Here is a 26,470-nt window from a genome sequence, read left to right as displayed (position 1 = left end):
CACAGGGCGCAAACGGGTACTGGCTGAGGCGCTGGGGCATCCGTAACCTGAGCGCATGACCTTCTTTTCCCGCGAGCGCATCCTGCGCGGCACCCTCAGCCCACCGGTAGCGGTCGTGCTCCTGCTGGGCCTGAGCCTGTGCTGGGCGGGGCTGGGGTGTTCGCGCGCGGTAGGTGCGAGCATGCCTGCGCTTCTTTGCGAGGCCCTCTGCGGGGGATGCCTGGCGCTTGCCGCGGTGGTGGACGCGCGGGTACAGCTCCTTCCCGATCCGCTGCTGGCCGCGGCCGGGGGAGCCGCACTCACGGGGATCGCGCTACGCGGGCAGTGGGAGGATATCGCTATCGGAGCAGCGGCCGGCTTGGGAGGCTACGTGGCACATCGCCTCGCCCAGCTCGGCTGGGGTGATGTCAAAATGCTGATTGTGCTGGGGTGGTGGACGGGCCCGCAGCTCGGGCTCGCTCTACTCCTCAGTGTGCTGGGAGCGGGCATTTTCGCCGCGGTGCGGGTGCTGAGCGCCCGGCTCACCCTAGCGGATGCGGTGCCGCTCGGGCCGTGGCTCATGGGCGGTGGCGCCCTCGCCTGGCTGGCCGGGCTAGGATAGGTAGGCGCCCGCATCCCGGCAGCATCGGGCAGCGGCGCGCGGAACGGAACCGCTTACTCATCTGGCACCAGCACGGATGGCCAGGATGGGGAACGGGATCTATGAACATAGGAACGGGGAAGGACGGCGCATGATTCGGTGGTCAACAGCGGGGGAATCCCACGGAGCAGCCCTCGTGGCACTTATCGAGGGGATCCCGGCGGGCCTGAGCCTGAGCTCGGATACCATTCGCGATCAATTGGCCCGCCGCCGGCTCGGCTACGGTCGCGGTGCCCGCCAGAAATTCGAACAGGATAAGCTGCACGTTCTCACCGGATTGCGGCACGGAGCCACCCTCGGTTCACCTATCGCCCTCGTTATTGAGAATTCCGAATGGCCCAAATGGGAAGCGGTCATGTCCGTTGATCCGGTCCCACCCGAAGCCCTGCTGCGTAATGCCGGGCGGGGAGATAGCCAAGAACTTGCCCGTAATAAGCGCCTCACCGCGCCCCGGCCCGGGCATGCCGATCTCACCGGCATGAATAAATACGATCACAGCGATGCCCGGAACGTCCTCGAACGCGCCTCGGCCCGGGAAACCGCGGCCCGGGTGGCTCTGGGTGCCATCGCCCGCGAGTACGCGAAGCAAAGTGCCGGAATCACCATTCTTTCCAGAGTGGTGGCCCTCGGCGGAGTGCGTGATACCTCGGATACCGTTCCGGGGCCGGGCGATGCCGCGGCTCTCGATGCTTCGCCGGTGCGCTGCCTGGATGAGGCCACAGCACAGGCCATGATGGATGAAGTTGATCGGGCGAAAAGCGCCGGGGATACCCTGGGCGGCGTCGTCGAAGTTCTTGCTTACGGCGTGCCGCAAGGCTTGGGCAGTTACGCAACCCCCTACGGGCGTCTCGACGCGGAATTGGCCCGCGCCATGATGTCGATCCAAGCCGTGAAAGGCGTGGAAATTGGGGACGGATTCGCCACCGCCGGCAGGCCCGGCAGCCAGGCCCATGATGAGATCGTCCGCACCGAAGAGGGCGTGCACCGCCTGACCAATCGGGCGGGTGGCATCGAAGGCGGCATGTCCAATGGGGAAACGATCCGGGTCCGGGTTGCTTTCAAGCCGATTTCTACCGTCCCGCGGGCCCTGCGCACGATCGATACCGAAACCGGGGAAGCCACCACCGCGCTGCACCAGCGCAGTGATGCCAGCGCCGTGGTTCCCGGGGCGGTTATCTGCGAAGCGATGATGGCCCTGGTTCTCGCGGAAGCCATCCAGGATAAATTCGGCGGGGATACCCTCGGTGATACCCAAGCGGCGGTGCGCGCCTACCTGGAACGCATCCCGGAGGAACGCCGATGAGCGTGCGGGCAGTGCTGGTCGGGATGCCGGGAGTGGGCAAATCGACTGTAGGAAAGCTGCTGGCCAAGGATCTTGAGCTTCCTTTCGCCGATTCGGATGCTCTTATCGTCAGCGAAACCGGGCAGAGCATCCCGGAGATTTTCCAGACGGTAGGGGAAGAGGGATTCCGGCGGCTGGAAGCCGATATTATCGCGCGGACCCTCGCGGATTTTGACGGCGTGCTTTCCCTGGGGGGAGGCGCTATTTTGAGTGAGGCCACCCGCCGGGCACTGCGCGGCTATCCCGTGGTTCTTATCGAAGCGCGGATGGATATTTTGGTACGGCGCATTACCGGATCACGCACCCGCCGCCCGCTCCTCGAGGATAATCCGGCGGCGCGGCTACGCGAACTCGACCGGGAGCGCACTCCGCTCTACCGCGAGGTGGCAAGCGTGACGGTGACGTCCGATGGTGGCTCTCCGCACCGGGTGGTACGCCGGATCCGCGCGGCTTTGGAGGCGTGTGCGTCGCAAAGATGAAACTCCCCGTGTAAACTTGGGGAGGACTATTTCTGAAAGGATACCTTGTGGCAACAACCAATGATTTGAAGAATGGCATGGTCCTGGTATTCGACAACCAGCTGTGGCAGGTTGTTGAATTCCAGCACGTCAAGCCGGGCAAGGGCCCCGCTTTCGTGCGGACCAAGCTGAAGAATGTCCTCTCCGGCAAGACTGTGGATCGCACCCTCAACGCGGGCATTAAGGTCGAAACCGCCACCGTGGACCGCCGCGATATGCAGTACCTCTACCATGACGGCACTGATTTCATCTTCATGGATGAGGATACCTACGAACAGGTTCCCGTCACCGCTGAAGTCATGGGCAATCTCGCAAACTTCCTGCTGGAAAACCAGAAGGCCATCGTGGCTTTCCACGAAGGCAATGTGCTCTTCGTGGAACTTCCCGCTTCGGTGATTCTCGAAGTGACGGAAACCGAACCGGGTCTTCAGGGCGACCGCTCGAATGCGGGCACCAAGCCGGCTACGGTGCAGACCGGGTACGAACTCCAGGTGCCGCTCTTCCTCAATATTGGGGACAAGATTAAGGTTGATACGCGCACCGGTGAATACATTTCCCGGGCGAACGACTAATGGCTAAACAGAAGAAACGCCGGTCCACGGGCCGCTCCACCCAGCGCCATCGCGCCTTGGATGTGCTTTTCGAAGCTGATGAAAAGAACATCACCTCGGAAGCGGGCATCCTCGATCTTCTTGCCGAACGCCAGCGTGTCTCCACGGCCCAGGTTCCTATCGGGGAATTCGGCTCGCAGATCGTGACCGCTTACGCGCAGCAAATCTCGCAGGTGGATACCCTCATTGAGGCATCCTCGGAGGATTGGGCCCTTGACCGCATGAACGCGGTGGATCGCAGCGCTTTGCGCGGGGCGGTTGCCGAACTCATGTACCTGGGGACTTTCCGCGGTGCCGTTATCGTGGAGTGGACCAACCTGGTGCGCGAATTCTCCACCGACCGCTCAGTCGGTTTCGTGATGGGCGTGCTCAACAAGGCTGCCGATATCCGCGAACGTGAGGAAAGCAGCAGCACACCCATTCTTCAGAACGACGACGCCGCTAGCGCAGTGGAATCTGGCGAAGAAAGCGAGCTTTCGGAATCCGACGAGGCGGGCCTTATTGATGCTATCCGCACCGGCCAGTTGGATGCTCCCGAAGCCGGCAAAGTCAGCGTAGAAGACTAATAGTTTCTCTGCCAGCTAGTACCCCATGGCGAGTTTCCGTGAAAATTTCACGGAAACTCGCCATTTTTATGCTTATGCGAGCACTTCCGTTGCTCAGCGATAATAGCGTAGCTGTGCATCCCTGGGATCCGCGGGGTTACCGGCGGCCGTAATTGGAATTGCGGCCGAAAAGGCGGTCGAGTTCGCGCCGTTCTTTCTTCGTGGGGCGGCCGCTACCAGGATCGCGCCTCATCACCGGCAGATAAACTTTCTCCCGCACCGGGGTGAGATCCTCGTAATTTTCCCGGGCCAGCGGGGCACTCGTGCGCTTGGTAATAATTCCGGTAACTTTGAGGATCCGATCAAAACCTTCCACCCGGTAGCGCACCACATCACCAACACGGACTTTCGCGGCGGGCTTGACCGGTTCATCGTTGATGCGCACGTGGCCAGCCTTGCATTCGGAGGTGGCGAGCGAGCGAGTTTTGCACTGGCGCACACTCCATAGCCACACGTCAATCCGGGTTGTTTCCATGGCTGTAGCCTACTCGGACGCCGCTACCGGTCGCGAACTTCGTCACAAGCCGCGGCGCTGACCTGCCGCGATGGTTTTATAAAAAAACAAGGGCGTGGCTTCTTATATTATTTAGCGCTATTTCGCTCTACGCTACTAACAAGACGAAGAAGTTTCGTAGCGTCAGCGTCGCCGTGACTGATGTTGACGGAATTGTTATGAGCACCAGGGTATATCTGATGCGCTAGAAAGGGGACACTGTGGAGGTACCACCACTTACTCCGGAGCAGCGTCTCGCCGCTTTGGATAAGGCCGCCGAAACACGGCGGCGCCGCGCGGAACTTTTGCAGCAACTGAAATCCGGACAGCTGCACCTTTCGGAGGTTTTGGCTCAGCGTGATGACCCTGTCATCGCGCGCACCCGCGCCAGCGTGCTGCTGCGGGCACTTCCCGGTATTGGTGAAGCCAAGGCCGCGCGGGCCATGGCCGATATTGGGATCGCTCCTTCTCGGCGGGTGCGCGGGCTGGGTGTGCATCAAACTGCGGCCCTCATCGCGCTTTTCGGTTAAAGGCTGAGCCGGGGCAGGACTCAACTACTCCAGGCGGCCGGCACGGGATTTTGCGACCGAAATTTGTGTCGTAGGGCTGTGGCAGAATAAATGTCATGACACCTGAGGATGATCGCCGTATTTGCGTGCTTGCCGGCCCTTCCGGGGTAGGGAAGGGGACCGTGGTTGCGCAGCTCCTTGAGCGGGAGCCGCGCATCTGGCTTTCCGTTTCTGCCACCACGCGCGCGCCTCGCCCGGGGGAACGCGAAGGGGAATCCTACTTCTTCGTGGATGATGAACACTTCGATCACCTCGTGGAAAGCGGGGAGATGCTCGAATGGGCCGTTGTTCACGGGAAGCATCGTTACGGCACCCCGCGCCAGCCCGTGCTGGAAGCGTACGCAGCGGGAAAAATTCCGCTTCTCGAAATCGATCTGGCAGGGGCGCGCCAGGTTCGCCGGTCGCTGCCCGAAGCTTTCCAGATCTTTCTAGCCCCGCCGTCGTTCCAAGAACTTGAGGCGCGGCTGCGGGGGCGCGGTACTGAAACCGAGGAGGCCATCGAACGCCGCCTGGAAACTGCTCGTGGTGAATTAGCTGCGCAGGGGGAGTTTGATGCCGTCGTCGTTAATGACACCGTGGCACGTGCCACCGGCGAAATCCTCGACCTCATCGCCCCCACGCGTTAGAATAAAAGGCCGAAGCTTCACGGTGGTGCCCGTACGCGGCACCACGTTTATCCAGAAGGGAACTACATGTTCGGAACTGTTCCGGAACCCGAAGGCATTACCAACCCGCCCATTGATGATCTTCTCGCAAAGATTGACTCGAAGTACGCGCTGTGCGTGCTTTCAGCGGATCGTGCACGTCAGATCAACTCCTACAAGCAGGAAATGGCCCGCGGGGACGGCAATATCGAGCATTACGGTGCGCTTGTCTCGGCGGAACCGGAAGAAAAGCCCCTGTCCATCGCGCTGCGTGAAATCGCCGAGGACAAGCTCGAATGGCAGCTGGACGAAAAGTAGAGCACACGCCGCGCGTCGTTATCGGCGTGACCGGAGGTATCGCCGCCTATAAAGCGGCCTACCTCGTCCGGCTTTTTGTGAAAGCCGGTGCGGATGTGCATGTTATTCCCACCCCGGCCGCCCTGGAGATGGTCGGCGTCACCACGTGGGAAGCCCTCACCCACCATCCCGTTCTGGTGCGCACCAGTGAACACGCTGATGAAGTTGCGCATGTTCGGCTCGGAAAAGAAGCCGATCTCATTGTGATTGCCCCGGCAACTGCGAATACCATCGCCAAAGCTCGGGCAGGCATAGCTGATAACCTCCTTCTCAACACCTTGCTGGTGGCGCAGTGCCCGGTGATCATGGCACCGGCGATGCATACCCAAATGTGGGAGCATCCGGCCACCCAAGAAAATATTGCGGTGCTGCAGGCGCGCGGGGTGCATATTATTCCACCCGCCACCGGGCAACTCACCGGGGCGGATTCCGGGCCGGGCCGGCTGCCCGAACCGGAAGAGATCTTCGCGTACGCTTGGGCGATCCTCACCGGCGAAAACCGGGAAATGCGCGCTACACAGGATAGTGCGGAACGTACATCGCTGCGCGGGCGGCATATCCTCGTTACCGCGGGCGGTACTCACGAAGCTCTCGACCCAGTCCGTTTTATCGGCAACCGTTCCTCGGGGCGCTTCGGCCTGGAAATTGCGCGTGCCTTGCTGGAACGTGGCGCGCAGGTCACCGTGCTAGCGGCCCATGTGAGTCGCGATATTACCGCACTTGCTCCGGGAGCTGAAATTGTTCCGGTCAGTTCAGCACGCGATCTTCACGAAGCGGTTCTGGCGCGGGTGAAGGATGTGGATGGCGTGGTCATGAGCGCCGCGGTGGCCGATTTCCGCCCGGCCGAAACCGCCGCGAGCAAACAGAAAAAAGACGGCAGCAGGAAACGCGTCGTCGAACTGGTGGAAAATCCCGATATTTTGGCTGATATTTCCCATAAACGCCGCAGGGCCGGCCAGCTCATTGTGGGTTTCGCGGCGGAAACCGGGGATGCGGGCGGAACCGTCTTGGATTATGGACGCGAAAAAGCCCGGCGCAAAGGCGCTGATTTACTTGTGATCAATCGGGTGGGGGAGAAGGCCGGATTCGGCGAGGTACCTACCGAGATCACCGTGGTCACTCCAGCAGGTGAGATCATTGCGAGCGGAGCGGGCACCAAAGCCCAGATGGCTGTTATTATTGGGGGCCTTATAGCCGATTATTTCACCACCGAGCGCGTATAGAATAAGGCTTGCCTTACCTGCCAGCCGCTGGTGACTAATACTGAGAAAATAGATTGAAATAGCGAGGGGATACGATGCATTACCGGCAACCGTTCACGTCCGAATCGGTCACGGAAGGACACCCCGACAAGGTGTGTGACCTTATCTCCGATTCCATTCTTGACGCGCTGCTCGCGTCGGATGAGAATTCGCGCGTCGCCGTGGAAACCATGGTGACCACGGGGCTGGTGCACGTGGCCGGTGAAGTGACCACGGATGCCTACGCGGATATCGCTCATATTATCCGCAATGTGGTGACCGGGATCGGCTACAACTCCTCGCAGGTCGGCTTTGACGGCAACTCCTGCGGCGTGACGATTTCCATCGATGAGCAAAGCCCGGATATTGCGGCCGGTGTGAATACTTCCCTGGAACGGCGCGAAAGCCAGGAAGCTGAATACGATCATTTCGACCTGCAGGGCGCCGGGGATCAGGGCCTCATGTTCGGGTACGCCTGCAATGAAACCAAAACGCTTATGCCCGCGCCCATTCTGCTCGCCCATCGCTTTGCCGAACGCCTGGCGCTGGTGCGGCGCGAAGGCGTGGTTCCCGGGCTGCGCCCCGACGGTAAAACTCAGGTCACCATTGACTACGAAGGCGCGCGGCCCGTGTCCCTCAATACCGTGGTCATCTCCAGCCAGCACGATGAAAATGTGCAGCGTGACTGGCTCACGGAAACCCTGCGTGACCACGTGGTCACGCCCGTGCTCGAAGAAGAAAATATCGACATCGATACCGATAAATTTGCGCTTCTCGTTAACCCCTCCGGGCGTTTCGTGGTGGGAGGGCCGATGGGCGACGCCGGAGTGACCGGCCGCAAGATCATCGTGGACACCTACGGCGGAATGGCCCGGCACGGCGGTGGGGCTTTCTCCGGAAAAGACGCCTCCAAGGTGGATCGCAGCGCGGCCTACGCGGCGCGCTGGGCGGCCAAGAATGTGGTTGCTGCCGGGCTCGCTTCCCGGTGCGAACTCCAGCTCGCCTACGCGATTGGGCGCGCCCACCCGGTATCCGTGCGCCTGGATACCTTCGGCACGGAAACAGAAGAACTGGGTCGCATCGAAAACGCGGTTCAGAAAGTCTTTGATTTCCGCCCCGCGGCGATTATCGAGGCCCTGGAACTCAAGCGCCCCATCTTCGCGAAGACGGCTTCCTACGGTCATTTCGGGCGGGAACTTCCTGAATTCACCTGGGAGAAAACGGATCGGGTTGAAGAGCTCCTCCGCGCTATCTAAGGATGAGTGAGGTAGGGCTAACTGAGGTATCTCAGATATCTAAGGTCCCTAGGGCCTGAAGTTTCGCGGCGAATTTTTCTGTCGTAGGGCCGGGATATCCTAGGTGGCATGGAGAGCACACTCTTTGATTTCGATGCCCTCCCCCTCATGGGGGAGCAGGGTGCCCTGCTTGAGGCGCGCCCGGCACGCACCCGCGTGCGCTCCAAGGTAGCCGATCCGGTGGCACATGTTCATGTGCTTCATTCCCAACCCCATATGGACCGGGTATTTGACTACCTTATCCCCGAAAAATTCGCGGATAGCGCCCGGGTGGGAACCCGGGTGGTGGTAGATCTCGGTGCGCAGCGGGTGGGCGGCTTCATCGTTGCCCGGGATGGCACCACGGAAGGCAGCGGGCGGCTGCGCCCCCTGTATCGGGTGGTCTCGGAACACCCCGTTCTTACCGCATCGGTGTACTCGGTTGCCCGCACCCTTGCCGATAAATACACCGGAACAGTTGCTGATATTTTACGGGCTGCCATCCCGGAACGGCACGCCCGCGCCGCAAAAGAATTCTTGGCCGATGCCCAAGAGGCTATTCCTTTGGCCAGTCCGCGCCCGGCTCCTGAACCGGGGCCCTGGGAAGCCTATCGGGGCGGGCCGGAATTCCTGGCGGCACTCGGGGCCGGGAAAGCCGTGCGGGCCTGTATGGCTGCGCTACCCGGGTCCGCCGGGGGAGTGGAGGTCCTGGTTCGAGCCGTGCAGGCAGTGCGGCGCGCCGGGCGCAGCGTCCTGCTGGTTGTTCCCACCACCCGCGCGGCACGAACGCTTCAAGCTACCCTCGCCACCCGGGTGGGGGAAAATCCCACGCTCATGGTCTCCGAAGAATCCCATGAAAAACGCTACCGTGCTTTTTTGAGCGTGCTCTCGGGGCAATCACGTATCGTAGTGGGCACCCGCGGGGCCGCCTGGGCTCCGCTCACTGACCTGGGGCTCGCCATCATCATGGATGATGCCGCCTCCACCCTGCGGGATATCCGTGCGCCCTACTTGGCTGCGCGTGACGTGGTACTGGAACGGGCACGGCGGGAAAACGCTGCATTCCTCGCCTTCTCACCCTATGTGAGTGAAGAATGCGCGCAATTGCTATCCGAACACCGCATCACCTTGCTAGATGGCACCGCGGCCGCGCGCCGCGCCGCCCTCCCGAATATTTCTGGCCCGCACCAGTGGCCCGGGGGAGAAGCGGATCATTTACGCCTACCCCAACCCGCGTTCCCCATTCTGCGGCGGGCCCTGGAAGATGGCCCGGTTCTAATTCTGGTGCCGCGTAGCGGGTACATCCCGGCACTGTGCTGCGCCTACTGCGGGGAGCGTGCCTTATGCACGATCTGCGGAGGTAACTTGGCCCAGGGCACTCCGCATGATCCTCTGCAATGCCAACGTTGCGGGGTGCGGGTGCACCCGTGGCGCTGCCAGCACTGCCACAACGGGAAACTGCGGGCTATCCGAATTGGTTCAGCGCGCACGGCAGAAGAAATCGGGCGGGCTTTCCCCGGGGTGGGCATTATTCTCTCCGGAGCACACTCCCCGGAGGGAATTATTGGGAATGTTTCCCAGCGCCCGCGGATCGTGGTGGCAACTCCGGGGGCAGAACCGGAAGCCGAAGGAGGATTTGCCGCCGCATTGGTACTGGACGCACGCTACCTCCTCGGGGAAGGCCTGGGCGCTGAAACACGTTTTATTCGGGTGCTCGCACGGGTCGCGGCTCGGGTGCGCTGCGCGGCAGAAGGCGGCCATATGTTGGTAGCCGGGGGAGCACCACCCGAACTCCTCAACCGGATCGCACGGTGGGAATTGGGTGAATACGCGGCTGAGCTGCTCGAACAACGGGCCGAACTCGATTTGCCTCCCACTGCCACCTGGGTGGGGATCACCGGGGCCAGTGGGGATGTGCGTACCTACCTTGCCATGCTGCGCGCCGCGCTCAACCGCGGGGAATCCGCGGCAGGGGCGCGCGGTACGCAGGGAACGCACGATGTTCAGGATGCGTATGGTGAGCATCTCTTCACCCAGTTTTCTCCTGGTACCGGTAGCAAAGAATGGCAGTCGGAGAGCGGGAAAGAAACAGAAGCTGATCTGCTCACCGGGGGAGCCTTTGAGTTAGCCTCCGGAATCGTGCTGCTTGGCCCGGTGCCGGGGGCGCGCCCGGGAGAAATCACTGTTTATGCCCGAGCAGAACTCTCCCGGGGCATCACCCTGACCCGGCAGGCACGAAAAACCTACGGCGCTTACTCCGCCCAGCGCCTGGGTGGCTCACTGCGCTTACAGGTCAATCCGCCCCTGTAACCAGCCCGGATCATAGGCACGGAAAAGAACTAGGTAGGATTGACACGTGAGAATATTATTCGCAGGAACACCGGAGACCGCAGTCCCGGCCTTGCAGCTACTGCATGATGAAGGTTTCGATATCGCGGGGGTGCTCACCCGCGCACCGGCACCCCAGGGTCGCAAACGGGTGCTCACCCCTTCGCCGGTACACCGAGGGGCAACAGAACTAGGTATTCCCGTGCTCACTCCCCACACCTTGAAAGACGGCGCGATTCAGGAACAGATCGCTGAACTTGCCCCCGAAGCTGTTGCGGTGGTTGCCTACGGGCTCATTATTCCGCCCGCGCTTCTCAACGTGCCGCGCCACGGCTGGATCAACCTGCACTTCTCCCTCCTGCCGCGCTGGCGCGGGGCAGCCCCGGTCAATTACGCGATCGCCGCGGGGGATACCACCACCGGAACCAGCGTTTTCCAGATTGAACAAGGTCTGGATACCGGCCCTATTTTCGCGAGCGAAGCCACCCAGATCGGAGTGGAAGAAACCGCTGGAGAGCTGCTCGCCCGCCTGGCAGAATCCGGGGCGCGCCAATTGAGCGATACCCTTCGCGCTATTGCTGCCGGCCGCGCCCACGCGCAGCCCCAAAGCGGGGAAGTTACCCTCGCTCCGCAATTCGACTCGTCCTGGGCACGGGTGAACTGGGAGTGGCCCGCCCAGCGCATCGCGGATCGCATCCGCGCCGCCAACCCCGCACCCGGGGCCTGGACCACCCTCCACGGGCAGCGCTTCAAAATCGAATCGGTGCGCGTCATTGCGCCCGAAACATCTGAAACACCCGGAACACCCGAAGCCCCCGCCACCCGCGTCACCCTGGCACCGGGCGAAATCGGTCCGGGCGGCGCGGTCGGCTGCGGGGAAGGAAGAATCCAGTTACTGCGGGTTGCCCCGCCGGGCAAAGCACATATGGATGCCTCCGCCTGGCTCAACGGCGCCCGGCTGGTCGCGCACACCCATTTCGATGCCGAGGTGAAGGAGGGCCAGCATGAATGAGCGCCCCGCCGGCTGGGTACCGCGCCGCCAGTCATCGAACCACGCCCGCCTCGTTGCCTATGACGCACTGCGGGCAGTCCATACCGAAGATGCCTACGCTAATCTCATCCTCCCGGGCATGGTGAGCCGAGCGCGCCTCAATCGGAGCGATGCCGCCTTCGCCACCAACCTCGCCTACGGGACTTTGCGGCTCCAGGGCCGCTGGGATGCCATGATTGCCCGATGCTCCCAAGGCCGCACCCTCGCAGAAATTGACCCGGGTGCCCTTGATCTGCTCCGCCTGGGCTGCTACCAGCTCATCGAACTGAAAACACCACCCCACGCGGCCATTAACGAAACAGTTGCGCTGGCCCGCAATGAACTCGGGCAGGGAATCGCCGGTTTTGTCAATGCCGTGCTACGTAGAGTCTCCGAGCGCAGGGATGCCTGGCGCGGAATTATCGAAAACAGCACCGCATCCCGGGAAGAATTCCTGGCGGTTTGGCATTCCCATCCGCGCTGGATCGTGCGCCAGCTGGAAGCCTCCCTCGCCGCCGCCGGGCGCTCAACCGAAGTAGAAGCCGTTCTCGAAGCGAATAACACGCCCGCGAAAGTAGCGCTCGCCTGCCGCAATATTTCACCCGAGCACCTCAAAGCCCGGATTGAACGCGCCAAAATGACGTGGGAAGATCCCTACCTGGTGCCCAGCGCAGTGTTGCTAGCCTCCGGTGACCCGCACCGGCTCTGGCCCGTGCGCGACGGGGTCGCCGGCGTCCAAGATGAGGGTTCACAGTTGATCTCCGCTGTTGTTACGGAGTCCTCCATTTCCGGGAAGGATGAATCCTGGTTGGATATGTGCGCCGGCCCGGGCGGAAAAACCGCAACTATCGCCGCTACGGCTGCTCGGCGCGGGGCCCGGGTATTCGCGAATGAACCCCAGGCTCACCGCCTCGATCTCGTGGAAGAAAACGTTGCCCCTTGGGCGGATACCGTGGCGTTGCGGGAAGGCGATGGGCGGGAGATTGGCGCTCAGGAACCGGACAGCTATGACAGGATCCTCGTGGATGCCCCATGTTCTGGCTTGGGAGCGCTGCGTCGTCGCCCTGAAGCCCGGTGGCGCAAAAAAGAAAGCGACCTGGGCGCACTTACGCAACTCCAAGGTGAACTCCTCGACTCCGCCTACCGGGCCCTGCGCCCCGGCGGACTGCTGCTCTACACCACCTGCTCTCCGGTACTCGCGGAAACTCGCGACGTCATCTCCGCCTTCCTGGATCGCACCGCCGGCGCGGAACTCGGAGACGTAACCGTCACCGCGAACCGGCGGGCGCTGCGCCCGGTCGCCTCTCGCGGAATGACCGTGCAACTCTGGCCTGATATCCATCACACGGACGCCATGTACATGGCACGCATCCTCAAACCCGCAACCGCCCCCGCGCCCGCAGAGCGGCGCTCCTGAAAGGACCATCATGGACGTGAAGATTTCCCCCTCGATCCTCAACTGCGATTTCGGGCATCTCGCTGACGAACTGGAGAAAATCTCCAACGCCGATTTCGTGCACGTGGATATTATGGATAACCATTTTGTCCCCAACCTCGCCCTCGGCCTGCCTATTTTTGAGGCGGCGGCGCAGGCAACCAGTGTTCCGCTGGACGCGCACCTCATGATCGAGAACCCGGATCGGTGGGCCCCCGCCTACGCTGAGGCAGGAGCCGCCTCTGTCACTTTCCACGCCGAAGCCTGCCAAGCCCCGCTGCGCCTGGCCCGCGAACTACGCGCGCAGGGCGCCCGCGCCGGACTAGCCCTCAAACCCGCTAGCCCCATCGAGCCGTACCTCGATATCCTCAACGAATTCGACATGATCCTCATCATGACCGTGGAGCCGGGATTCGGCGGGCAGAGCTTCATCGAAACGATGATGCCGAAAGTCACCCGCACTCGGCGCGCTATTGAAGCAGCCGGCTTGGACGTATGGATCCAGGTAGACGGCGGCATTTCCCGCTCCACCATCGAACAGGCCGCAGCCGCTGGAGCCAATAACTTCGTGGCGGGCTCGGCGGTATTCCGTGCAGAGGATGCTTATGCCGAAGTGGAGAAGCTCCGTGAACTTGCCGCGGGCGCGTGCCAGCACGCCTCAAATTAACTACGGGTGCACGCCCGCACGCAACACATTAACCACGGGTGCACGCCAGCACCCGAAAGGCTAATATAGAACATGATGCACCGGGGTCAGTGAAAGTCTGAACCGGCGGTAACAGTCCGCGAACCACGCAAGTGGCCGATGGGGTGGAATTCCCCAACCGACGGTAACAGTCCGGATGGGAGGCGCATCGAAGGGCTCCAAGCCCTGCTTCGGCTACGCTATTTCGGCGTGCCGCGGCGTCAGCGTCTCCCGGTTTCAGCATTCCCGGCCATCGGGAAGGTCAGGAACCAGGACGTGAACACTGTGCGCCGCAACTCTCACCCACGCCCGCGCTCGTCTCGCACCGCGTGGGTACCCGCCACCCTTTCTCTCCTCGCGGTTTTTCTCCTCTGGGTGGTGGTCACCCGCGCCCACCTGGTGCCCGAGCATCTCCTTCCCGCGCCCGGCGCGGTCGGGCAACGCCTCGCCACCGCACTCCTCGGAATCGGCGACCACCCGCCCTACCTCCTCAGCGCACTGGGCAACACCCTCACCGCGGCCCTCACCGGCTGCGCCTGGGCGGCCCTCCTCGGAATTCCCCTCGGCATCGCGCTGGCCCGCTGGCGCCTCCTCAACAGCGCACTCCAACCTTTCCTCGCCGCCTCACAAGCCGTCCCCGCCGTTGCCCTCGCCCCCCTCCTCGTGGTGTGGATTGGCTACGGGATGCCCTCCATTGTGGTGCTCTGCACCATCATGGTGATTTTCCCGATTATCGTCTCGACCTCGGTGGGCGTGCACGCTATCGACCGCGACGTCATCGCCGCAGCTCGGCTCGACGGCGCCGCTCGGCTCACCCTCCTTTTCCCCATCATCGTCCCCCTGGCCGCGCCCTCCATCCTGGCCGGCCTGCGCACCGGATTCACCCTTTCCATCACCGGCGCCGTCGTGGGCGAAATGATCATCGGGGGAGCGGGCCTGGGCACCGAACTCTCGCGCGCCCAACCCACCGGAGACATCACCGGAATGTTCGCCGTCATCGTCGTCATGGCCACAGCCGCCATCAGCATCTACCTGCTCATCTTTACCGTCGAAAAACACGTGACCGCGGCGGTGCGGTGACGATGCCGTGCGGTAACGATCCGGTGCGCTAACGCTGGCCGCCAAAGCCCAACCCATAGCCACAACTCACGCACCAACAAGACCCCAGCGCATAGAAGCGCACCACACAAGAAAGGACACCCATGAAACGACTCATTGCCACACTCGCGGCCGCTACCCTCGGCCTGGCCGGATGCGCGGGAGGCACCGCGGGAGGCGGCGCGGATAAAAACGGGGAAAACGCCTCCCCCTCCGCCGCGCAGCCAACTACCGCGAGCGCCACCGCTTCCCTCACCGTTGGCCTCACCTATGTTCCCGATATCCAATTCGCACCCTTCTACGTGGCCGAAGACCAGGGCTATTTCCGCGAAGCCGGGCTCGATATCACGCTGCGTCACCACGGCGCCCAAGAATCCCTCCTCGGCGCGCTGTCCAGCGGTAGCGAGGATGTGGTCTTTGCCGGCGGCGATGAAATGGTGGAAGGCCGCTCCAACGGTATCGACGTAGTCAATTGGGCCACGATGTACCAGGATTACCCCGTCACGCTCATCGTCCCGGCCGATTCCCCGATCAAGAGCGCCGCTGACCTGGCCGGCCGCCGCGTCGGCCTGCCCGGCCCGTACGGGGAAAACTACTATGCGCTCCAGGCGCTCATGGCCGCCCACAACTGGAGTGAATCGGATATTAGCGTGAACTACATCGGTTACACCCAGGCCGCGGCCCTGGCCAGCGGGGAAGTGGACGCGATTATCGGCTTCCGTAACTCCGATGTTCCCAGCGTGGAACGCCAGGGGGTGCCGGTGCGCACTATCGAGATGCTCCCGGGCGGGCTGCCGCTCGTGGGCGTGGGGCTCGGTTCGCTGCGCTCCACCGCGGATGCCCATCGCGATGATTTCACCCGCATGCTCGCAGCTCTTGACCGCGCGGTGAACTTCGCGCGCAGCAACCCGAAGGAAACCGTGGAGATCACAGCAAAGCATGTGCCGGCTCTGCGCGAAGCGGATAACGCGGCCGCGGCTGAGAAAGTCCTCGCGAATACCATTGAGCTTTACGCCGGGCGCACTCCGCTCGGGGTGCAGGACGCGCAGCGTTGGGAGGCGATGGCCGCGTTCATGTCCGAGAAGCTCTTGCGCGAACCGGTCGCTGCGGCCGATGCTTTCGTTGATCTGACCGTTGGTAGCGCGCATTAAGAACGACGACGCAGCTGCGCGCCACCGGCCCATCAGGCGCGCAGCTCACCTCGGGCATGCAGCTCACCTCGGCCGTGCCCGCGCCACCAGCTCCCCGGCCGCGTAGCTGGCCGAGTCCGCTGGAACGAGGTTGGTGTTAGCCGCCTATACCCTACCGCGCACCGCTATTCTGGTAACCAAAGCACGGTGCATAAATATAGAGGAAAATCAAAGATGTCCCGGAAGAAGATCGCGGCGATTATTGCCGGCGTTATGGCTGTAGTGCTGCTGGGGGCTGGCCTATGGGCGGTTGTGGCCCATAACAACCGCGCTAAAGCGCTCGATGAAGCTACGGCCGCCTACACCAAGGCTGGTACAGCCCTGGAAAAAGTGGTGTCCGGTGTGGATACCGCTGGCTGCACCGATAACGGCGGGGACGCTGAAACCTGTTCCGCCCTGGAAAAGGCGGTCGCGGATGCTAAGGCCGGGCTGGCCGAAAAGCCGGGCAAAGACGCGGCCAAGGTAAAAGAAGCTACTACCAAGCGCGAGAAGCTCGCGGGTGAGCTGGCCGAGCTTTCGAAGAAGATGACTACCGAACAGGCCAACGCCGTAGCCACCTACCTGGATAAGGAGTGCCCGGCCAGCCTCGACCCCGAATGCGACAGCCTGCGAGGGGCCGGCTTGAAGCTGCCCGAAGCCAAGTCCAAGACCGAGGCTGTCAAGGCGCGCGTGGCCGCTGCGGCTCCTGCACCTGAAGCACCGGCTGCGGATGCCCCGGCCAGCGACAGCCGCGCTGAGGTAAGTGGGGATGCTGGTTATAGCGGCGGCGATGAGAGCTATTCCGAGCCGGCTTATGAAGCACCCGCGCCCGAGCCTGTCTATGAGGCACCAGCTGCGCCGGAACCTGCGGTGAATAGTGGCGGTGGGCGATGGGTGGAGTCTTGGGAGCCTAACGGCACTGACGATTGTTGGCAGCTTGATACGAAGGGTAACGCCTGGCGTTGCCCTTAGCCCTCATGTACGAAAAACACCCGCCTTGACCCAGCCAAGGCGGGTGTTTTTCGTACCCCACACAAAACCCGAACAGTTGCGCACACTAGATATGCGAAGCACCCAGTTGGGTGTTTGTCACGCACGATCTAGGAGGTTTGCGGATGTTCCGCACGTATCCTTCGCCCAAGAAGCGCATACCCGGCAACCGCTAAGGTCGCCTCACATCAGTCCTCAGGAATTGCTAGGGCAATCACGACGCAGCTGCGCGCCACCGGCCCACCGGCCGCGCGGGTCACCTCGGGCATGTAGCTCACCTCGCCCGCGCCACTAGCTCCCCAGCCGCGTAGCCGGCCGCGCTGGCCGCTAAGAAATTGAGGGGATCTTCGGTGAGCGAACGCCCCATCGTAGACAGCCGTACCGGGAAGTTCGCGAGGGCGCTCGCCACCGCATCCACCTCCACGTCCACGCGCTCTAGGTGCGGGGCCTGGAAAAGCTCGTCCAGTTGCTCGGTCAGCCGCACTCCCACCTCAGCGGGAACCGCGCGGGAGAGCGCATCCTCACCCAGCACCGGCACCGGGCAGCTTACCCGGCAGCGCGCCACCCGCCTCAAGGCGGTCACGCTGTGATGGGAAAGCCCCAGGTGGCGCTCCCGCTGATCCGCGCTCGACATGCGCAAGGCCGCAATCGGGATTCCTCCCAGGGTATCCGCGGCATTGAGATGCTCACCGACGCGCGTGCCAGAAAATCCCCATCGGGTATCCGTGCCTAAATTCCCCGGCCCTTGTGCCACCACGGCTACATCGGCCTGCCACACCAGGCGCGCCGCCAGCAAGGCAGTGTAGATCGTGACAGCTTCGAGCTTCCCCCCGAAGGCCTGCCCGCACGAAATTGTGCCCAGGATAAGGCCGAGATCTTCCAATTGCGCAGCGGTGCGGGAGAACCACGCTGGCAGAGCTCCGCCGTCGTCCATCACATACGCAATACGCGCACCCGGCACGCGCGCACGCACCCCGGCAACAATCGCGGGAAGCGCCGAATGTAAATCCGCAACCACCACCGGGATCCCGGCAATGGAATCCGCCTCGCGCAGCAGCTCGTGGTACGGGGAATTCTGTTCATCAACCCCCAGGGTGAGGTACTGGAGCGGCGTGTAGCGGGCCTTGACGATATGGCCGGGCGTGGGGGAGTCGGCGGGGAGCCGCTCCGGAATCGCGCACACAAAGAAATACCCGCCGGTGCCCAGCCCGCGCGCGGCGGCGCTCGCCTGGAGCAGCACGGTATCACCGGCAGCCGGTTCGCCCACCAGATCGGGATAGGCAAGCGCCCGAGCGCGACTGCCGTCCTCAAGTTCCACCTCGGCTTCGCGCGCCCCGCGCCATGTTTTCCCCAGGGAAATAATTTTCCCTCTGCGCCACATCATCACGGCTTTAACTCTACCGTCGGCTAGGCTGGGTACGTGAAGCAGAAAGAGACACGCCGGCACCGCGAACGCCAACTCGCGCTCCTCCACACGATTCGCCGCGGCAGTTTCCTCACCGCGGCCGAACTCATGGAGCGCATCCCGGCCTACGCCGAAGCGGGAATCGATCTGCGCACCTTCCAACGCGATATTGACGCGCTGCGGGAAGCCGGTTATCCCATTATTTTTGACGACCAGTGGCGTTATTCATACGATTCCGCGGCGCCGGTGCTCGCGCGCGTCACCGGGATCGGCGCCGGGGTGCTCCACGCCCTGCGCTCCAGTATCGAGGCGGGAGATCCCCAAGGTGAATCGGCGCGCCTGGGGGTGGCGAAACTTCTTGCGGGCGCGCCTCCGGAAAGCGGCGACGCCGCAGTCCCCACCCACTTGCGCGTCCGGATTCCGGGTGGCGCGGCAGCGCGGGTGGTTGCGCGTGCCTTGCAGTACCGCCGCCGGGTCAGCTTCGATTACCGCAGGGGTGCTGACCTGGTCAAACATTACGAGGTAGAGCCGTGGAATTTCGCTGAACATTACGGCATGTTCTATGTTTCCGGGCTGGCACGCTCGCGGGAGAGCGGCCTTAAGGATTTCGGCCCCTGGGCGGAGCGAACCTTCCGCCTCAGTCGCGTAATTTCCGGGACCCTCAGCGTGGGTGATCGGTGCGAGTTCCCGCGCGGGGAGGTGAGCGGGGAGCATTTTGATGTGGACATCATTCTGCATATTCGCGACGGCGCCGCGGCCGCCCTTGCCGCCCGCGGGGAGAAACTCAGCCACGCGGATGCGCCGGCTGTAGCAGGAACTTTGGCTCCAACGAATGTGCCAGCTCTAGCAGATGCGCCAGCTCCCGCACACGCACCAGCCCCCACGGGCTGGACGGCCTACCGATTCTCCACCGTGGGCCTTAATCGTATTTTCGAATATCTGGCTTTTTACGGGGTGGATGTGCGCCTGGCCGCCCCTGGCGAACTGCGCGAAGAATGGGAGCGCCGGGTGAACAATCTCATTAACCTGAGTGAAGCCACCGGGCTGGAGACGGGGGGATCGCGATGAGTACCGATATCGTCACCACCCTCGGGATGCTGATCTACCTGCATGAACGCCCCCAGGGCGCCACTTTGGCCGAGCTAACCGCACATTTCCAGTTCCCCTCCTGGAAGCGCACCCTCGATTACCTTTGGGATGCCAACCTGGCCGAAACCGCCGATTTTGATGTCCCCTTCGAATTGGAGCTTCCCGAACGCGGTGCTTGCGCGGGGAGCACGGCGCCGGCCGATAGCGCGGCAGGTGCGTGCGCCGCGGAGCTGCCGGAAAATATGGCGCAGGCGGATACCGTGGCCGGGCCGGAGAGCCGCGTCTACCTGCGCTCCATGACCGATGACCCGGTTATTCCCTTCACCCTGGACGATGCGATGGTGGTGGCCGCGCTGCTTGACGCCGCCCGGGATGTTACCGCCCCCGGGCCAGCCGCCGCGACCCTCACCGCCACCCGCGCTGCGCTGGGGGAGGCGGTGCGCGAAGCCGGATACGAAGGCGCGCTCTGGCCACCCACCCGCCCGGCCGCCGACGCGGCAACCATGGAAGCCGTGCACGCCGCCCTCGAAGGTGGCTGCTACCTCGATTTCAACTACGAACGCGCGTTCAACGATCCGCTTCCGCACGCGCGCGCCGGGCACGAACACGTTATTCCCCTCGTCATCTTGGCCGGCGACGCCCCGCTGCTGCGTACCCTCACCGAGCAGGGCCTGCGCCATTTCCGCCTGGATCGCATAACCGCGGCCCGCCCCGGCGCGAAGCTCAGCAGATCGGAACGCGCGGAGGCTCGCCGGGCCCTCGCCGAGGTGGAGAAAAACGAGAAAGCACAGCGCGCCCGCGGGGAGAACACCTGGGAGCCGAGCGGCACGGACGTGCGTATCACCGTCACCGGAGCCTCGCGCTGGGTAGCGGAAACCCTGCCCGGCGCACGGCTACGCGAAGCGAACGAAGAGCTCGGCATCGCGGATAAGCGCGGCGATGCGAATGAAGATCACGGCAACGCGAATGCGCTCAGCACCGCGAATGCGCGCGCTGGCGAGGAGCTGCTCACCATTGAGGTCCGTGCCCGCTCCCTCCCGTGGCTCGTCTCACTCCTCGTGCAAATCGACGATGTGGTCGCCCTAGAACCACCGGAAGTTGCGCGCGCGGTGGCCGATTATTGCACGCGCTTACGCGCGCAGGAGGGCGACGCCGCCGCTACGCCGGCCATCCGTGAACATACACCGGAAAGCACACCGGAGGGGGAGCAATGACGGATCTGCTACTCGAGGACTATCGGGAAAGCTACGCTAGCCGCGGGATCCACCTCGATGATTTCCAGCTGGAGGCCTGCGCGGCTTTGGGACGCGGCCATGATGTGCTGGTATGCGCACCTACCGGTTCGGGGAAAACAGTGGTGGCCCACTACGCGGTGTATCTGGCTTTAGCGTCGTCGAAAAAATGTATCTATACCGCACCAATAAAAGCGCTTTCCAACCAAAAATACGCCGAACTGGCGCGAGAAATCGGTGAGGAGCAGGTGGGGCTGCTCACCGGGGACCAGAGTATTAATCGCGAAGCGCAGATTCTGGTGGTGACCACCGAAGTGCTGCGCAATATGCTGCTGCACGAATCCCCGGATATCCTTGACGTGGGCTACGCGGTTCTGGACGAAGTGCATTTTTTGGCCGATCCTGATCGCGGGCCGGTATGGGAAGAAACGATTTTATCGCTGCCCGATCACGTGCGTTTGGCGGCGCTCTCCGCCACAGTGGCCAATACTGAGGAACTCGCGGCGTGGATGCGCTCCGTGCGCGGGCCAACGGACGTCGTGGTATCCACGAAACGGCCCGTTCCCCTCGCGCAATACGTTAATGTGGGTCGCAAACTCTTCCCGCTCTACCGCGCAGACACCTTGGAGCCCGATCCGGCCCTCGTCAATGCGCTCGACCGGCGCAGCGCGGAACGTAAAAAACGGGTCTCGGATCGCGAGCGCCGTGCCATTATCGACAAGCTCGGCGAGCGGGGCATGCTCCCGGCTATCGAATTTATTTTTTCCCGCAAAGGCTGTGATAAAGCGGTTGAAGCTTTGCTGCGCCATAACGAAGTTCTTACCACCCGCGCCCAGCGTGCGGAGATTAGACAAGAAATCGCGGCCCTGCGCGAAACGCTCACGGAATCGGATCGGCGGGCCGTGCATTTTGAGCGGGCTGCCGCGGCGCTGGAGCGCGGCTACGGGGCCCATCACGCCGGGGTTTTCCCCGCGATCAAAGAGCTAACCGAGCGCCTTATGGAACGCGGGCTCCTCAGCATTGTTTACGCTACCGGCACCCTGGCTCTCGGTATCGATATGCCGGTCCGCACGGTGGTTCTGGAGGAGCTCCAGCGCTGGGACGGGCACGGTTTCGTGGACCTGAACGCCACCGAATACACCCAGCTCATCGGGCGGGCCGGGCGGCGCGGGCGCGATACCGTGGGCTACGGGGTAGTCCTGGCTGACTCGGAAACCGATCCGGAGCATCTGGCAGATCTGGCTTCGGGGCGGGTCGAGCCCCTCATCTCTGCTTTCCAGCCCTCCTATAACACCGTGACGAATTTGCTGGCTCGCATGAGCTACGCGGCGGCGCGCGATCTGATGGGCCGGTCCTTCGCGCAATTCCAACGCAATGCGGAACTGGGCGGCCTGGCGGCGCGGCGCGCCCGGATTCAACGCCGGGTGGAAACCGAAGAAACCCGCTTGAGTTGCTCGCGCGGTGATCTGCTTGACTATCTGCGCCTGCGCGGGAATGCCGGGCGAGCCGCAAAAGCCGAACGTAAAGCCGCGAAACGGCGCTATCGGGAGCGCATAGCAAAGAGTTTCGCGGCTGTGCGCCAGGGCTACGTGTACGCTTACGCGATTGGCACCGATCTCGTTTACGCCCTGGTGCTTTCTGCCGCCCCGGACCGCGTGCGCGTGATCGATTGGTTCGGGGACCTGGCCTGGCTGTATGAAGATTCCCTTGCCTCGGAGATGCGCGAAATTGGCCCGGTCACGGTGCCTTTCGGGATGTCCACCAAAAAGCCGACGGTGCGCGAGCAGATCGCCGAAGATATTCTCGACCTGGTGGGTGGGCGCGCCGATCTGGGAATCGACCGGGATCTGCTGGCATCCTGGGCGCGTTTCGCCACCCCGCGCGATCCCAAAGTTGCTGCGCATCCGGTAGCTTCCTGCCCGCATCTGTACGCCCACCTCGATGAGGCCCAAACGTGGGTCTCGCTGCACCACCGCATCGAGGAAATCGATCAGCGCATAGCGGCCTTCACCGATTCGGCGGGGCGGGAATTTGATGCCACGGCTGCCGTCCTACGCGAAGTGGGGGTGCTCCAGGGTGATAATGACGCCATCCGCATGGGCCCGGGTGCCGCGCAATTACGCGAACTGCACACCGAAGCCGACCTGCTCATGTACCAGTGCTTGGCGCAACTCCCCGAAGGTAGCCTGGACGCACCTGCCCTAGCCGGATGGGTCTCCATGTTTTTGGCCGATGACCGGCTGGGCAGTGCGCTGCCGCGAGAGGCCCGGCTTGTTGATGCCGCCCGCGTAGCGCGCGCGGAAGTCCAATACCTGCAATCTCTGGAACTTACATACGGGATTACCCGCACCCCGGATCTCAGCCCGGGCTGCGCGGACGTGTTCGCGGCCTGGGCCGGGGGAGTGGGCTTGGAAGCCTGCCTAGAATCAGCCCGCATGACCGCAGGGGATTTCATTTCCGCCGCGCGCCGTATTATCGACGTCCTCGGGCAGGTCACGGTAGCAACCGAAGGAACCTGGCTGAGCGATATCGCGCGCCAGGCTCGTGACCTCATGCGACGATCGGAGCTCATGTGAGCGGTGTTCTCTTGCGGCTGTGCGGCGCGGTGTTGGCCGGGCTCGGGCTTTTCGCATCCTTCCCGCCCCTGAGCTACGGGATCCTCGCACCGGTGAGTATCGCATTGCTTCTCCTCGTTGCGGCACACTGCCGCCCCAGCGCCGGCTTCGGATACGGACTCCTTTCCGGATGCATATTTTTCTCCCTGCATTTTTCCTGGGCCGGGGAAGCCTCCGGGGCTCTCATTCCCCAACTCGCCCTCGCTTTTTCGCAAGCACTGTTTACCGGGCTGGTGGTGGCCACCTGGAGCGCTATGTGCCGGGCGCGCTGGACCCGCTGCCCGCTTATCTACCTCCCCGCGGTAGCCCTGGTGTGGGCAGGCGCGGAACTGGCCCGCTCCCTATGGCCCTTCGGCGGTATCGCCTGGGGAACCCTCGCCTTTTCTCAGGTAGATAGCCCGCTGGTGCGGCTAGCACCCTGGGGTTCCACCATGCTGGTCTCCGCCGCGGTGGTCATCTGCGGGGCCGCCCTCAGCCTGGCCCTGATGCGGGTGCGCAGCGGGCGGCTCTTCGCGGGGGCGAGTCTAGCCCTCAGCGCAGCACTACTCTTCGCCCTACCCTGGGCGCTTCCGCTTCCCGCCACCGCGCCCACCGGTTCGCTGCGCATCGGCTACGCGCAGGGGATCGTCCCGCGGGCGGGCAGCCTTCCCGAGGGCCGCGATCAAGCTCTCACCGTGACCGAGAATCTCAGCGCCGCCACCCGCGCAATTACCCCGGGGGATGTGGACCTGGTGGTATGGCCGGAATCCGCCTCCGACCACGATATTCGCGAACACCCGCGCGCCCGCGCCCTGGTCAGCGAAACCTCCACCTACCTGGGTGTCCCGCTGCTCTTGGGTACCCAATCCTATGAGCGCGATGCCACCGGGCAAGCAGTCAGCCGTACCAATGACCTTGTTGTCTACCTGCCCACGGAGACCGGGGGAGAGGTAAGCGCTGTTTACAGCAAGCAGCATCCGGTTCCCTTCGGGGAATATATGCCCTACCGGGATTTCTTCCGCAAATTCAGCTCCGCCGTTGATCTGGTCTCCGTTGATATGCGGGCCGGCACCACACCGGCGGTTCTTGATATTCCGGTGGGGGAGCGCGCGCCAGTGGAGGAGCCAGCCCCGGCAGAGAGCCCCGCCGGTGGCGAAACCGGCACCACGGGCGCGCAGGGTACTACCGTGCGCCTGGCCACACCCATTTGTTTCGAAGTGGCGCTGGGAGATGTAGGATCTGAGGCAATCCGCCAGGGCGCCCAACTTTATGTGGTGGCCACCAATAATGCGTCATTCGGGGATAGTGCCGAATCGGCCCAACAATTCGATATGGTTCGTTTCCGGGCGGTCGAATACCAGCGTATTGCGCTCCAGGTTTCCACCGTGGGAATTTCCGGCGTCGTCGAAACAAATGGTGCGGTACGCGAACGCACCGAACCGTGGACGCAAGCAGCGCATACCACCACGGTCGCCCTGCACGAAGGTCTCACGCCGGCGGCGCGTTTCTACCCGTACTACCGGGACGGACTTCTGGCTGCGGCGGCCGCGGCTGGCGGTATAGCATGGGTGTGGTACGCAAGGCTGCGCTGGAAGAAAGGTTAGTCGTGCACGTTCTCATCACGATTCCCACGTACAACGAGGCGGAGAATCTTCCGCGGATCATTGAGCGGGCCCGGCGGGCCGTACCCGAGGCGGATATCCTCGTGGTTGATGATAATTCACCGGACGGTACCGGGAAGATCGCAGATGAGCTGGCCGGGCGCGATGAGCACATCCACGTGCTGCACCGCACCGAAAAAGACGGGCTCGGGCGGGCCTATATCGCGGCTTTCGGCTGGGCCATGGAGCGCGGCTACAGCCACGTGGTGGAGATGGACGCCGATGGTTCGCATCATCCCGAACAGCTGCCCTTGCTGCTCGAACGCGCCGCGATGTCCGATGCGCCGGATTTGGTCATCGGTTCGCGCTACGTGCGGGGCGGGAAAATTGACGGCTGGTCCAAGCCCCGGGAGGCGCTTTCGCGCCTGGGTAACCTTTATATTCAAGGGATGCTCGGGCTGCCGGTGCGCGACGCCACCGCGGGCTACCGCGTCTACCGCACGGATATCCTCGAGCGCCTCAACCTGGACACCGTGGAAGCGCGTGGCTATTTCTTCCAGACCGATATGACGGATCACGTGGCGCGCTGCGGGGGCCATATCGTTGAAATGCCCATCACTTTTTCGGAGCGCGAGGCGGGGGAGTCGAAGCTCTCCGGCTCGGTCTTCACTGAATCCCTCAAGCGCACCACGGTGATGGGCGTCACGCGGCGGGGGCGGCAGCTGGGCAATCTCGCGAAACGCGTGGTTACTCAGCTGCGCCGGCCGCGGGACTGAGCGGCGCGGTAGTGGAGTACAGCGCCGCGAATCTGAAGCGCGCGGCCGGCACGCCGCGGAACTGAGCGCGATTAGCGATTGCGCCGCAGCCGCAGCTTGCCTTCACGCAGCAGCTCGAGGCGTTCTTCCAGCAGCACCTTGAGCTCATCTTCGTTGCGGCGTTCCAGGAGCATATCCCAGTGGGTCCGCACCGGCTTGGGTGGCTTGCGGTCGTCCACGCCTTCGCCTTCGATGAGCTCAGCTTCCACGCCGCAGCGGCAGGTCCACGCGGTAGGAACTTCGGCGTCCACCGCCATCGCCACGCCAAATTCGTGGCCGTTCTTGCAGCGGTATTTCACCTGCTGGCGGTCCACAAAAACCACATTGTCATCGGTTTCGAGCGAATTAGCTCCGATGCGCATGCCGCGCAACGAACGTTCAGCCATCGTGCTGTCCTTCCTCGCGAGCGTGTCTGCTCGCGTTACGTTTCTCCGTTTCCATATTAACGACGACGCCGCGGGCCCCGGTGGTTACGTCCCCGAATCGGGCGCCATGACGCCTTAAAGAGGGGCTGGACAGGAATCCGGCGCCCTTGCACTACTTGCCGATAATGTACATTATGTCAAAACGCGGCCGGGCGACGCCGCGCGAGGGTGACGGTGAGCCCCGCTCGCCCCCCCTGCTGATCCCCCCGCTCGCCCGCTCTCCACTCTCACATTCTGTTCCGCCGGTCGTTCACACTCTGGACTATCAATTTTGATTATT

The 26,470-nt window shown here is 63.2% G+C and carries 24 protein-coding genes, 1 pseudogene and 1 riboswitch; of the genes and pseudogenes, 22 read left to right on the top strand and 3 right to left on the bottom strand.

Annotation, left to right across the window (positions count from 1 at the left end; genetic code table 11):
- The first annotated feature begins 55 nt into the window (after positions 1-55).
- The 5 genes from QP305_RS00700 to QP305_RS00680 all read left to right on the top strand — a co-directional run bounded on the left by QP305_RS00700 (position 56) and on the right by QP305_RS00680 (position 3,677).
- Positions 56-601 carry a prepilin peptidase gene (locus QP305_RS00700; RefSeq protein ID WP_284903323.1) on the top strand — a complete coding sequence of 182 codons (546 nt, stop codon included), beginning with the start codon at positions 56-58 and terminating at the stop codon, positions 599-601.
- 130 nt (positions 602-731) lie between these two features.
- Positions 732-1,943: a chorismate synthase gene (aroC, locus tag QP305_RS00695; protein ID WP_284903321.1), complete on the top strand. Its 1,212-nt coding sequence runs from the start codon at positions 732-734 to the stop codon at positions 1,941-1,943.
- Positions 1,940-2,461 carry a shikimate kinase gene (locus tag QP305_RS00690; protein WP_284903320.1) on the top strand — a complete coding sequence of 174 codons (522 nt, stop codon included), beginning with the start codon at positions 1,940-1,942 and terminating at the stop codon, positions 2,459-2,461. Before aroC ends, QP305_RS00690 begins: the two co-directional genes overlap by 4 nt.
- A 47-nt stretch (positions 2,462-2,508) precedes the next feature.
- Positions 2,509-3,072, top strand: coding sequence for an elongation factor P (gene efp / locus QP305_RS00685; RefSeq protein ID WP_016442826.1), 564 nt, complete (start codon positions 2,509-2,511; stop codon positions 3,070-3,072).
- On the top strand, positions 3,072-3,677 hold the full coding sequence (locus QP305_RS00680; protein ID WP_284903318.1) for a transcription antitermination protein NusB: 606 nt from the start codon (positions 3,072-3,074) through the stop codon (positions 3,675-3,677). Before efp ends, QP305_RS00680 begins: the two co-directional genes overlap by 1 nt.
- Positions 3,678-3,813: 136 nt before the next feature.
- On the opposite strand, the gene QP305_RS00675 is transcribed toward QP305_RS00680, so the two are convergent.
- Positions 3,814-4,191: an RNA-binding S4 domain-containing protein gene (locus QP305_RS00675; RefSeq protein WP_087070820.1), complete on the bottom strand. Its 378-nt coding sequence runs from the start codon at positions 4,189-4,191 to the stop codon at positions 3,814-3,816.
- Between the two features lie 239 nt (positions 4,192-4,430).
- Here QP305_RS00675 and mihF point away from each other — a divergent pair, with 239 nt between their 5' ends.
- The 12 genes and pseudogenes from mihF to QP305_RS00615 all read left to right on the top strand — a co-directional run bounded on the left by mihF (position 4,431) and on the right by QP305_RS00615 (position 17,011).
- Positions 4,431-4,739 (top strand): integration host factor, actinobacterial type, encoded by a 309-nt coding sequence (gene mihF, locus QP305_RS00670; RefSeq protein ID WP_016442823.1) that lies wholly within the window; start codon positions 4,431-4,433, stop codon positions 4,737-4,739.
- Positions 4,740-4,834: 95 nt separating this feature from the next.
- Positions 4,835-5,404 (top strand): guanylate kinase, encoded by a 570-nt coding sequence (gene gmk / locus QP305_RS00665; RefSeq protein WP_284903316.1) that lies wholly within the window; start codon positions 4,835-4,837, stop codon positions 5,402-5,404.
- A gap of 66 nt (positions 5,405-5,470) precedes the next feature.
- Positions 5,471-5,719: pseudogene (rpoZ, locus tag QP305_RS00660) on the top strand (DNA-directed RNA polymerase subunit omega); the annotation flags it as partial.
- Positions 5,719-7,002 (top strand): bifunctional phosphopantothenoylcysteine decarboxylase/phosphopantothenate--cysteine ligase CoaBC, encoded by a 1,284-nt coding sequence (gene coaBC, locus QP305_RS00655; protein ID WP_284903313.1) that lies wholly within the window; start codon positions 5,719-5,721, stop codon positions 7,000-7,002. The pseudogene rpoZ and the gene coaBC, both read left to right, overlap by 1 nt.
- Before the next feature lie 74 nt (positions 7,003-7,076).
- Positions 7,077-8,276, top strand: coding sequence for a methionine adenosyltransferase (metK, locus tag QP305_RS00650; RefSeq protein WP_284903311.1), 1,200 nt, complete (start codon positions 7,077-7,079; stop codon positions 8,274-8,276).
- 108 nt (positions 8,277-8,384) lie between these two features.
- Positions 8,385-10,604: a primosomal protein N' gene (locus QP305_RS00645; RefSeq protein ID WP_284903310.1), complete on the top strand. Its 2,220-nt coding sequence runs from the start codon at positions 8,385-8,387 to the stop codon at positions 10,602-10,604.
- 46 nt (positions 10,605-10,650) lie between these two features.
- Positions 10,651-11,634: a methionyl-tRNA formyltransferase gene (fmt, locus tag QP305_RS00640; protein WP_284903306.1), complete on the top strand. Its 984-nt coding sequence runs from the start codon at positions 10,651-10,653 to the stop codon at positions 11,632-11,634.
- Positions 11,627-13,069: an RsmB/NOP family class I SAM-dependent RNA methyltransferase gene (locus tag QP305_RS00635; protein WP_284903304.1), complete on the top strand. Its 1,443-nt coding sequence runs from the start codon at positions 11,627-11,629 to the stop codon at positions 13,067-13,069. Before fmt ends, QP305_RS00635 begins: the two co-directional genes overlap by 8 nt.
- 10 nt (positions 13,070-13,079) lie before the next feature.
- Positions 13,080-13,754: a ribulose-phosphate 3-epimerase gene (gene rpe, locus QP305_RS00630; RefSeq protein ID WP_284903302.1), complete on the top strand. Its 675-nt coding sequence runs from the start codon at positions 13,080-13,082 to the stop codon at positions 13,752-13,754.
- A gap of 72 nt (positions 13,755-13,826) precedes the next feature.
- Positions 13,827-13,945, top strand: a riboswitch (FMN riboswitch).
- 103 nt (positions 13,946-14,048) lie between these two features.
- Positions 14,049-14,852: an ABC transporter permease gene (locus tag QP305_RS00625; protein WP_284903301.1), complete on the top strand. Its 804-nt coding sequence runs from the start codon at positions 14,049-14,051 to the stop codon at positions 14,850-14,852.
- Positions 14,853-14,974: 122 nt separating this feature from the next.
- Complete coding sequence (locus tag QP305_RS00620; protein WP_284903300.1) at positions 14,975-16,021, top strand: ABC transporter substrate-binding protein; 1,047 nt, start codon at positions 14,975-14,977, stop codon at positions 16,019-16,021.
- A gap of 213 nt (positions 16,022-16,234) precedes the next feature.
- Complete coding sequence (locus tag QP305_RS00615; protein ID WP_284903298.1) at positions 16,235-17,011, top strand: hypothetical protein; 777 nt, start codon at positions 16,235-16,237, stop codon at positions 17,009-17,011.
- A 292-nt stretch (positions 17,012-17,303) separates the two neighbouring features.
- On the opposite strand, the gene QP305_RS00610 is transcribed toward QP305_RS00615, so the two are convergent.
- Positions 17,304-18,413: a DUF3866 family protein gene (locus QP305_RS00610; protein WP_284903296.1), complete on the bottom strand. Its 1,110-nt coding sequence runs from the start codon at positions 18,411-18,413 to the stop codon at positions 17,304-17,306.
- 36 nt (positions 18,414-18,449) lie between these two features.
- On the opposite strand from QP305_RS00610, the gene QP305_RS00605 reads away from it, so the two are divergent.
- The 5 genes from QP305_RS00605 to QP305_RS00585 are packed head-to-tail and all read left to right on the top strand — an operon-like array spanning position 18,450 to position 25,726.
- Positions 18,450-19,502: a helix-turn-helix transcriptional regulator gene (locus QP305_RS00605; protein ID WP_284903294.1), complete on the top strand. Its 1,053-nt coding sequence runs from the start codon at positions 18,450-18,452 to the stop codon at positions 19,500-19,502.
- Positions 19,499-20,737 carry a WYL domain-containing protein gene (locus QP305_RS00600; protein WP_284903292.1) on the top strand — a complete coding sequence of 413 codons (1,239 nt, stop codon included), beginning with the start codon at positions 19,499-19,501 and terminating at the stop codon, positions 20,735-20,737. Before QP305_RS00605 ends, QP305_RS00600 begins: the two co-directional genes overlap by 4 nt.
- Positions 20,734-23,331: a DEAD/DEAH box helicase gene (locus QP305_RS00595; RefSeq protein ID WP_284903291.1), complete on the top strand. Its 2,598-nt coding sequence runs from the start codon at positions 20,734-20,736 to the stop codon at positions 23,329-23,331. The genes QP305_RS00600 and QP305_RS00595 overlap by 4 nt, the downstream gene beginning before the upstream one ends.
- On the top strand, positions 23,328-24,953 hold the full coding sequence (gene lnt / locus QP305_RS00590; RefSeq protein WP_284903289.1) for an apolipoprotein N-acyltransferase: 1,626 nt from the start codon (positions 23,328-23,330) through the stop codon (positions 24,951-24,953). The genes QP305_RS00595 and lnt overlap by 4 nt, the downstream gene beginning before the upstream one ends.
- A gap of 2 nt (positions 24,954-24,955) precedes the next feature.
- On the top strand, positions 24,956-25,726 hold the full coding sequence (locus QP305_RS00585) for a polyprenol monophosphomannose synthase (RefSeq protein WP_284903286.1): 771 nt from the start codon (positions 24,956-24,958) through the stop codon (positions 25,724-25,726).
- Positions 25,727-25,797: 71 nt separating this feature from the next.
- Here QP305_RS00585 and QP305_RS00580 read toward each other — a convergent pair whose 3' ends face one another.
- Positions 25,798-26,151 carry an RNA polymerase-binding protein RbpA gene (locus tag QP305_RS00580; protein ID WP_016442806.1) on the bottom strand — a complete coding sequence of 118 codons (354 nt, stop codon included), beginning with the start codon at positions 26,149-26,151 and terminating at the stop codon, positions 25,798-25,800.
- Between the last annotated feature and the right edge of the window lie 319 nt (positions 26,152-26,470).

The sequence above is a fragment of the Actinotignum timonense genome, from assembly GCF_030216305.1.
Lineage (GTDB): Bacteria > Actinomycetota > Actinomycetes > Actinomycetales > Actinomycetaceae > Actinotignum > Actinotignum timonense_A.
The sequence above is the reverse complement of the archived record's forward strand: the minus strand, read 5'-3'. Positions and strand labels throughout refer to the sequence as shown.

Bases quoted from the DNA above. Each gene is read 5' to 3' on its own strand.
- QP305_RS00700 (WP_284903323.1), top strand. From the start codon at position 56: ATGACCTTCTTTTCCCGCGAGCGCATCCTGCGCGGCACCCTCAGCCCA.
- aroC (WP_284903321.1), top strand. From the start codon at position 732: ATGATTCGGTGGTCAACAGCGGGGGAATCCCACGGAGCAGCCCTCGTG.
- QP305_RS00690 (WP_284903320.1), top strand. From the start codon at position 1,940: ATGAGCGTGCGGGCAGTGCTGGTCGGGATGCCGGGAGTGGGCAAATCG.
- QP305_RS00680 (WP_284903318.1), top strand. From the start codon at position 3,072: ATGGCTAAACAGAAGAAACGCCGGTCCACGGGCCGCTCCACCCAGCGC.
- QP305_RS00675 (WP_087070820.1), bottom strand. From the start codon at position 4,191: ATGGAAACAACCCGGATTGACGTGTGGCTATGGAGTGTGCGCCAGTGC.
- gmk (WP_284903316.1), top strand. From the start codon at position 4,835: ATGACACCTGAGGATGATCGCCGTATTTGCGTGCTTGCCGGCCCTTCC.
- coaBC (WP_284903313.1), top strand. From the start codon at position 5,719: ATGGCAGCTGGACGAAAAGTAGAGCACACGCCGCGCGTCGTTATCGGC.
- metK (WP_284903311.1), top strand. From the start codon at position 7,077: ATGCATTACCGGCAACCGTTCACGTCCGAATCGGTCACGGAAGGACAC.
- QP305_RS00645 (WP_284903310.1), top strand. From the start codon at position 8,385: ATGGAGAGCACACTCTTTGATTTCGATGCCCTCCCCCTCATGGGGGAG.
- QP305_RS00635 (WP_284903304.1), top strand. From the start codon at position 11,627: ATGAATGAGCGCCCCGCCGGCTGGGTACCGCGCCGCCAGTCATCGAAC.
- rpe (WP_284903302.1), top strand. From the start codon at position 13,080: ATGGACGTGAAGATTTCCCCCTCGATCCTCAACTGCGATTTCGGGCAT.
- QP305_RS00620 (WP_284903300.1), top strand. From the start codon at position 14,975: ATGAAACGACTCATTGCCACACTCGCGGCCGCTACCCTCGGCCTGGCC.
- QP305_RS00615 (WP_284903298.1), top strand. From the start codon at position 16,235: ATGTCCCGGAAGAAGATCGCGGCGATTATTGCCGGCGTTATGGCTGTA.
- QP305_RS00610 (WP_284903296.1), bottom strand. From the start codon at position 18,413: ATGATGTGGCGCAGAGGGAAAATTATTTCCCTGGGGAAAACATGGCGC.
- QP305_RS00600 (WP_284903292.1), top strand. From the start codon at position 19,499: ATGAGTACCGATATCGTCACCACCCTCGGGATGCTGATCTACCTGCAT.
- QP305_RS00595 (WP_284903291.1), top strand. From the start codon at position 20,734: ATGACGGATCTGCTACTCGAGGACTATCGGGAAAGCTACGCTAGCCGC.
- QP305_RS00580 (WP_016442806.1), bottom strand. From the start codon at position 26,151: ATGGCTGAACGTTCGTTGCGCGGCATGCGCATCGGAGCTAATTCGCTC.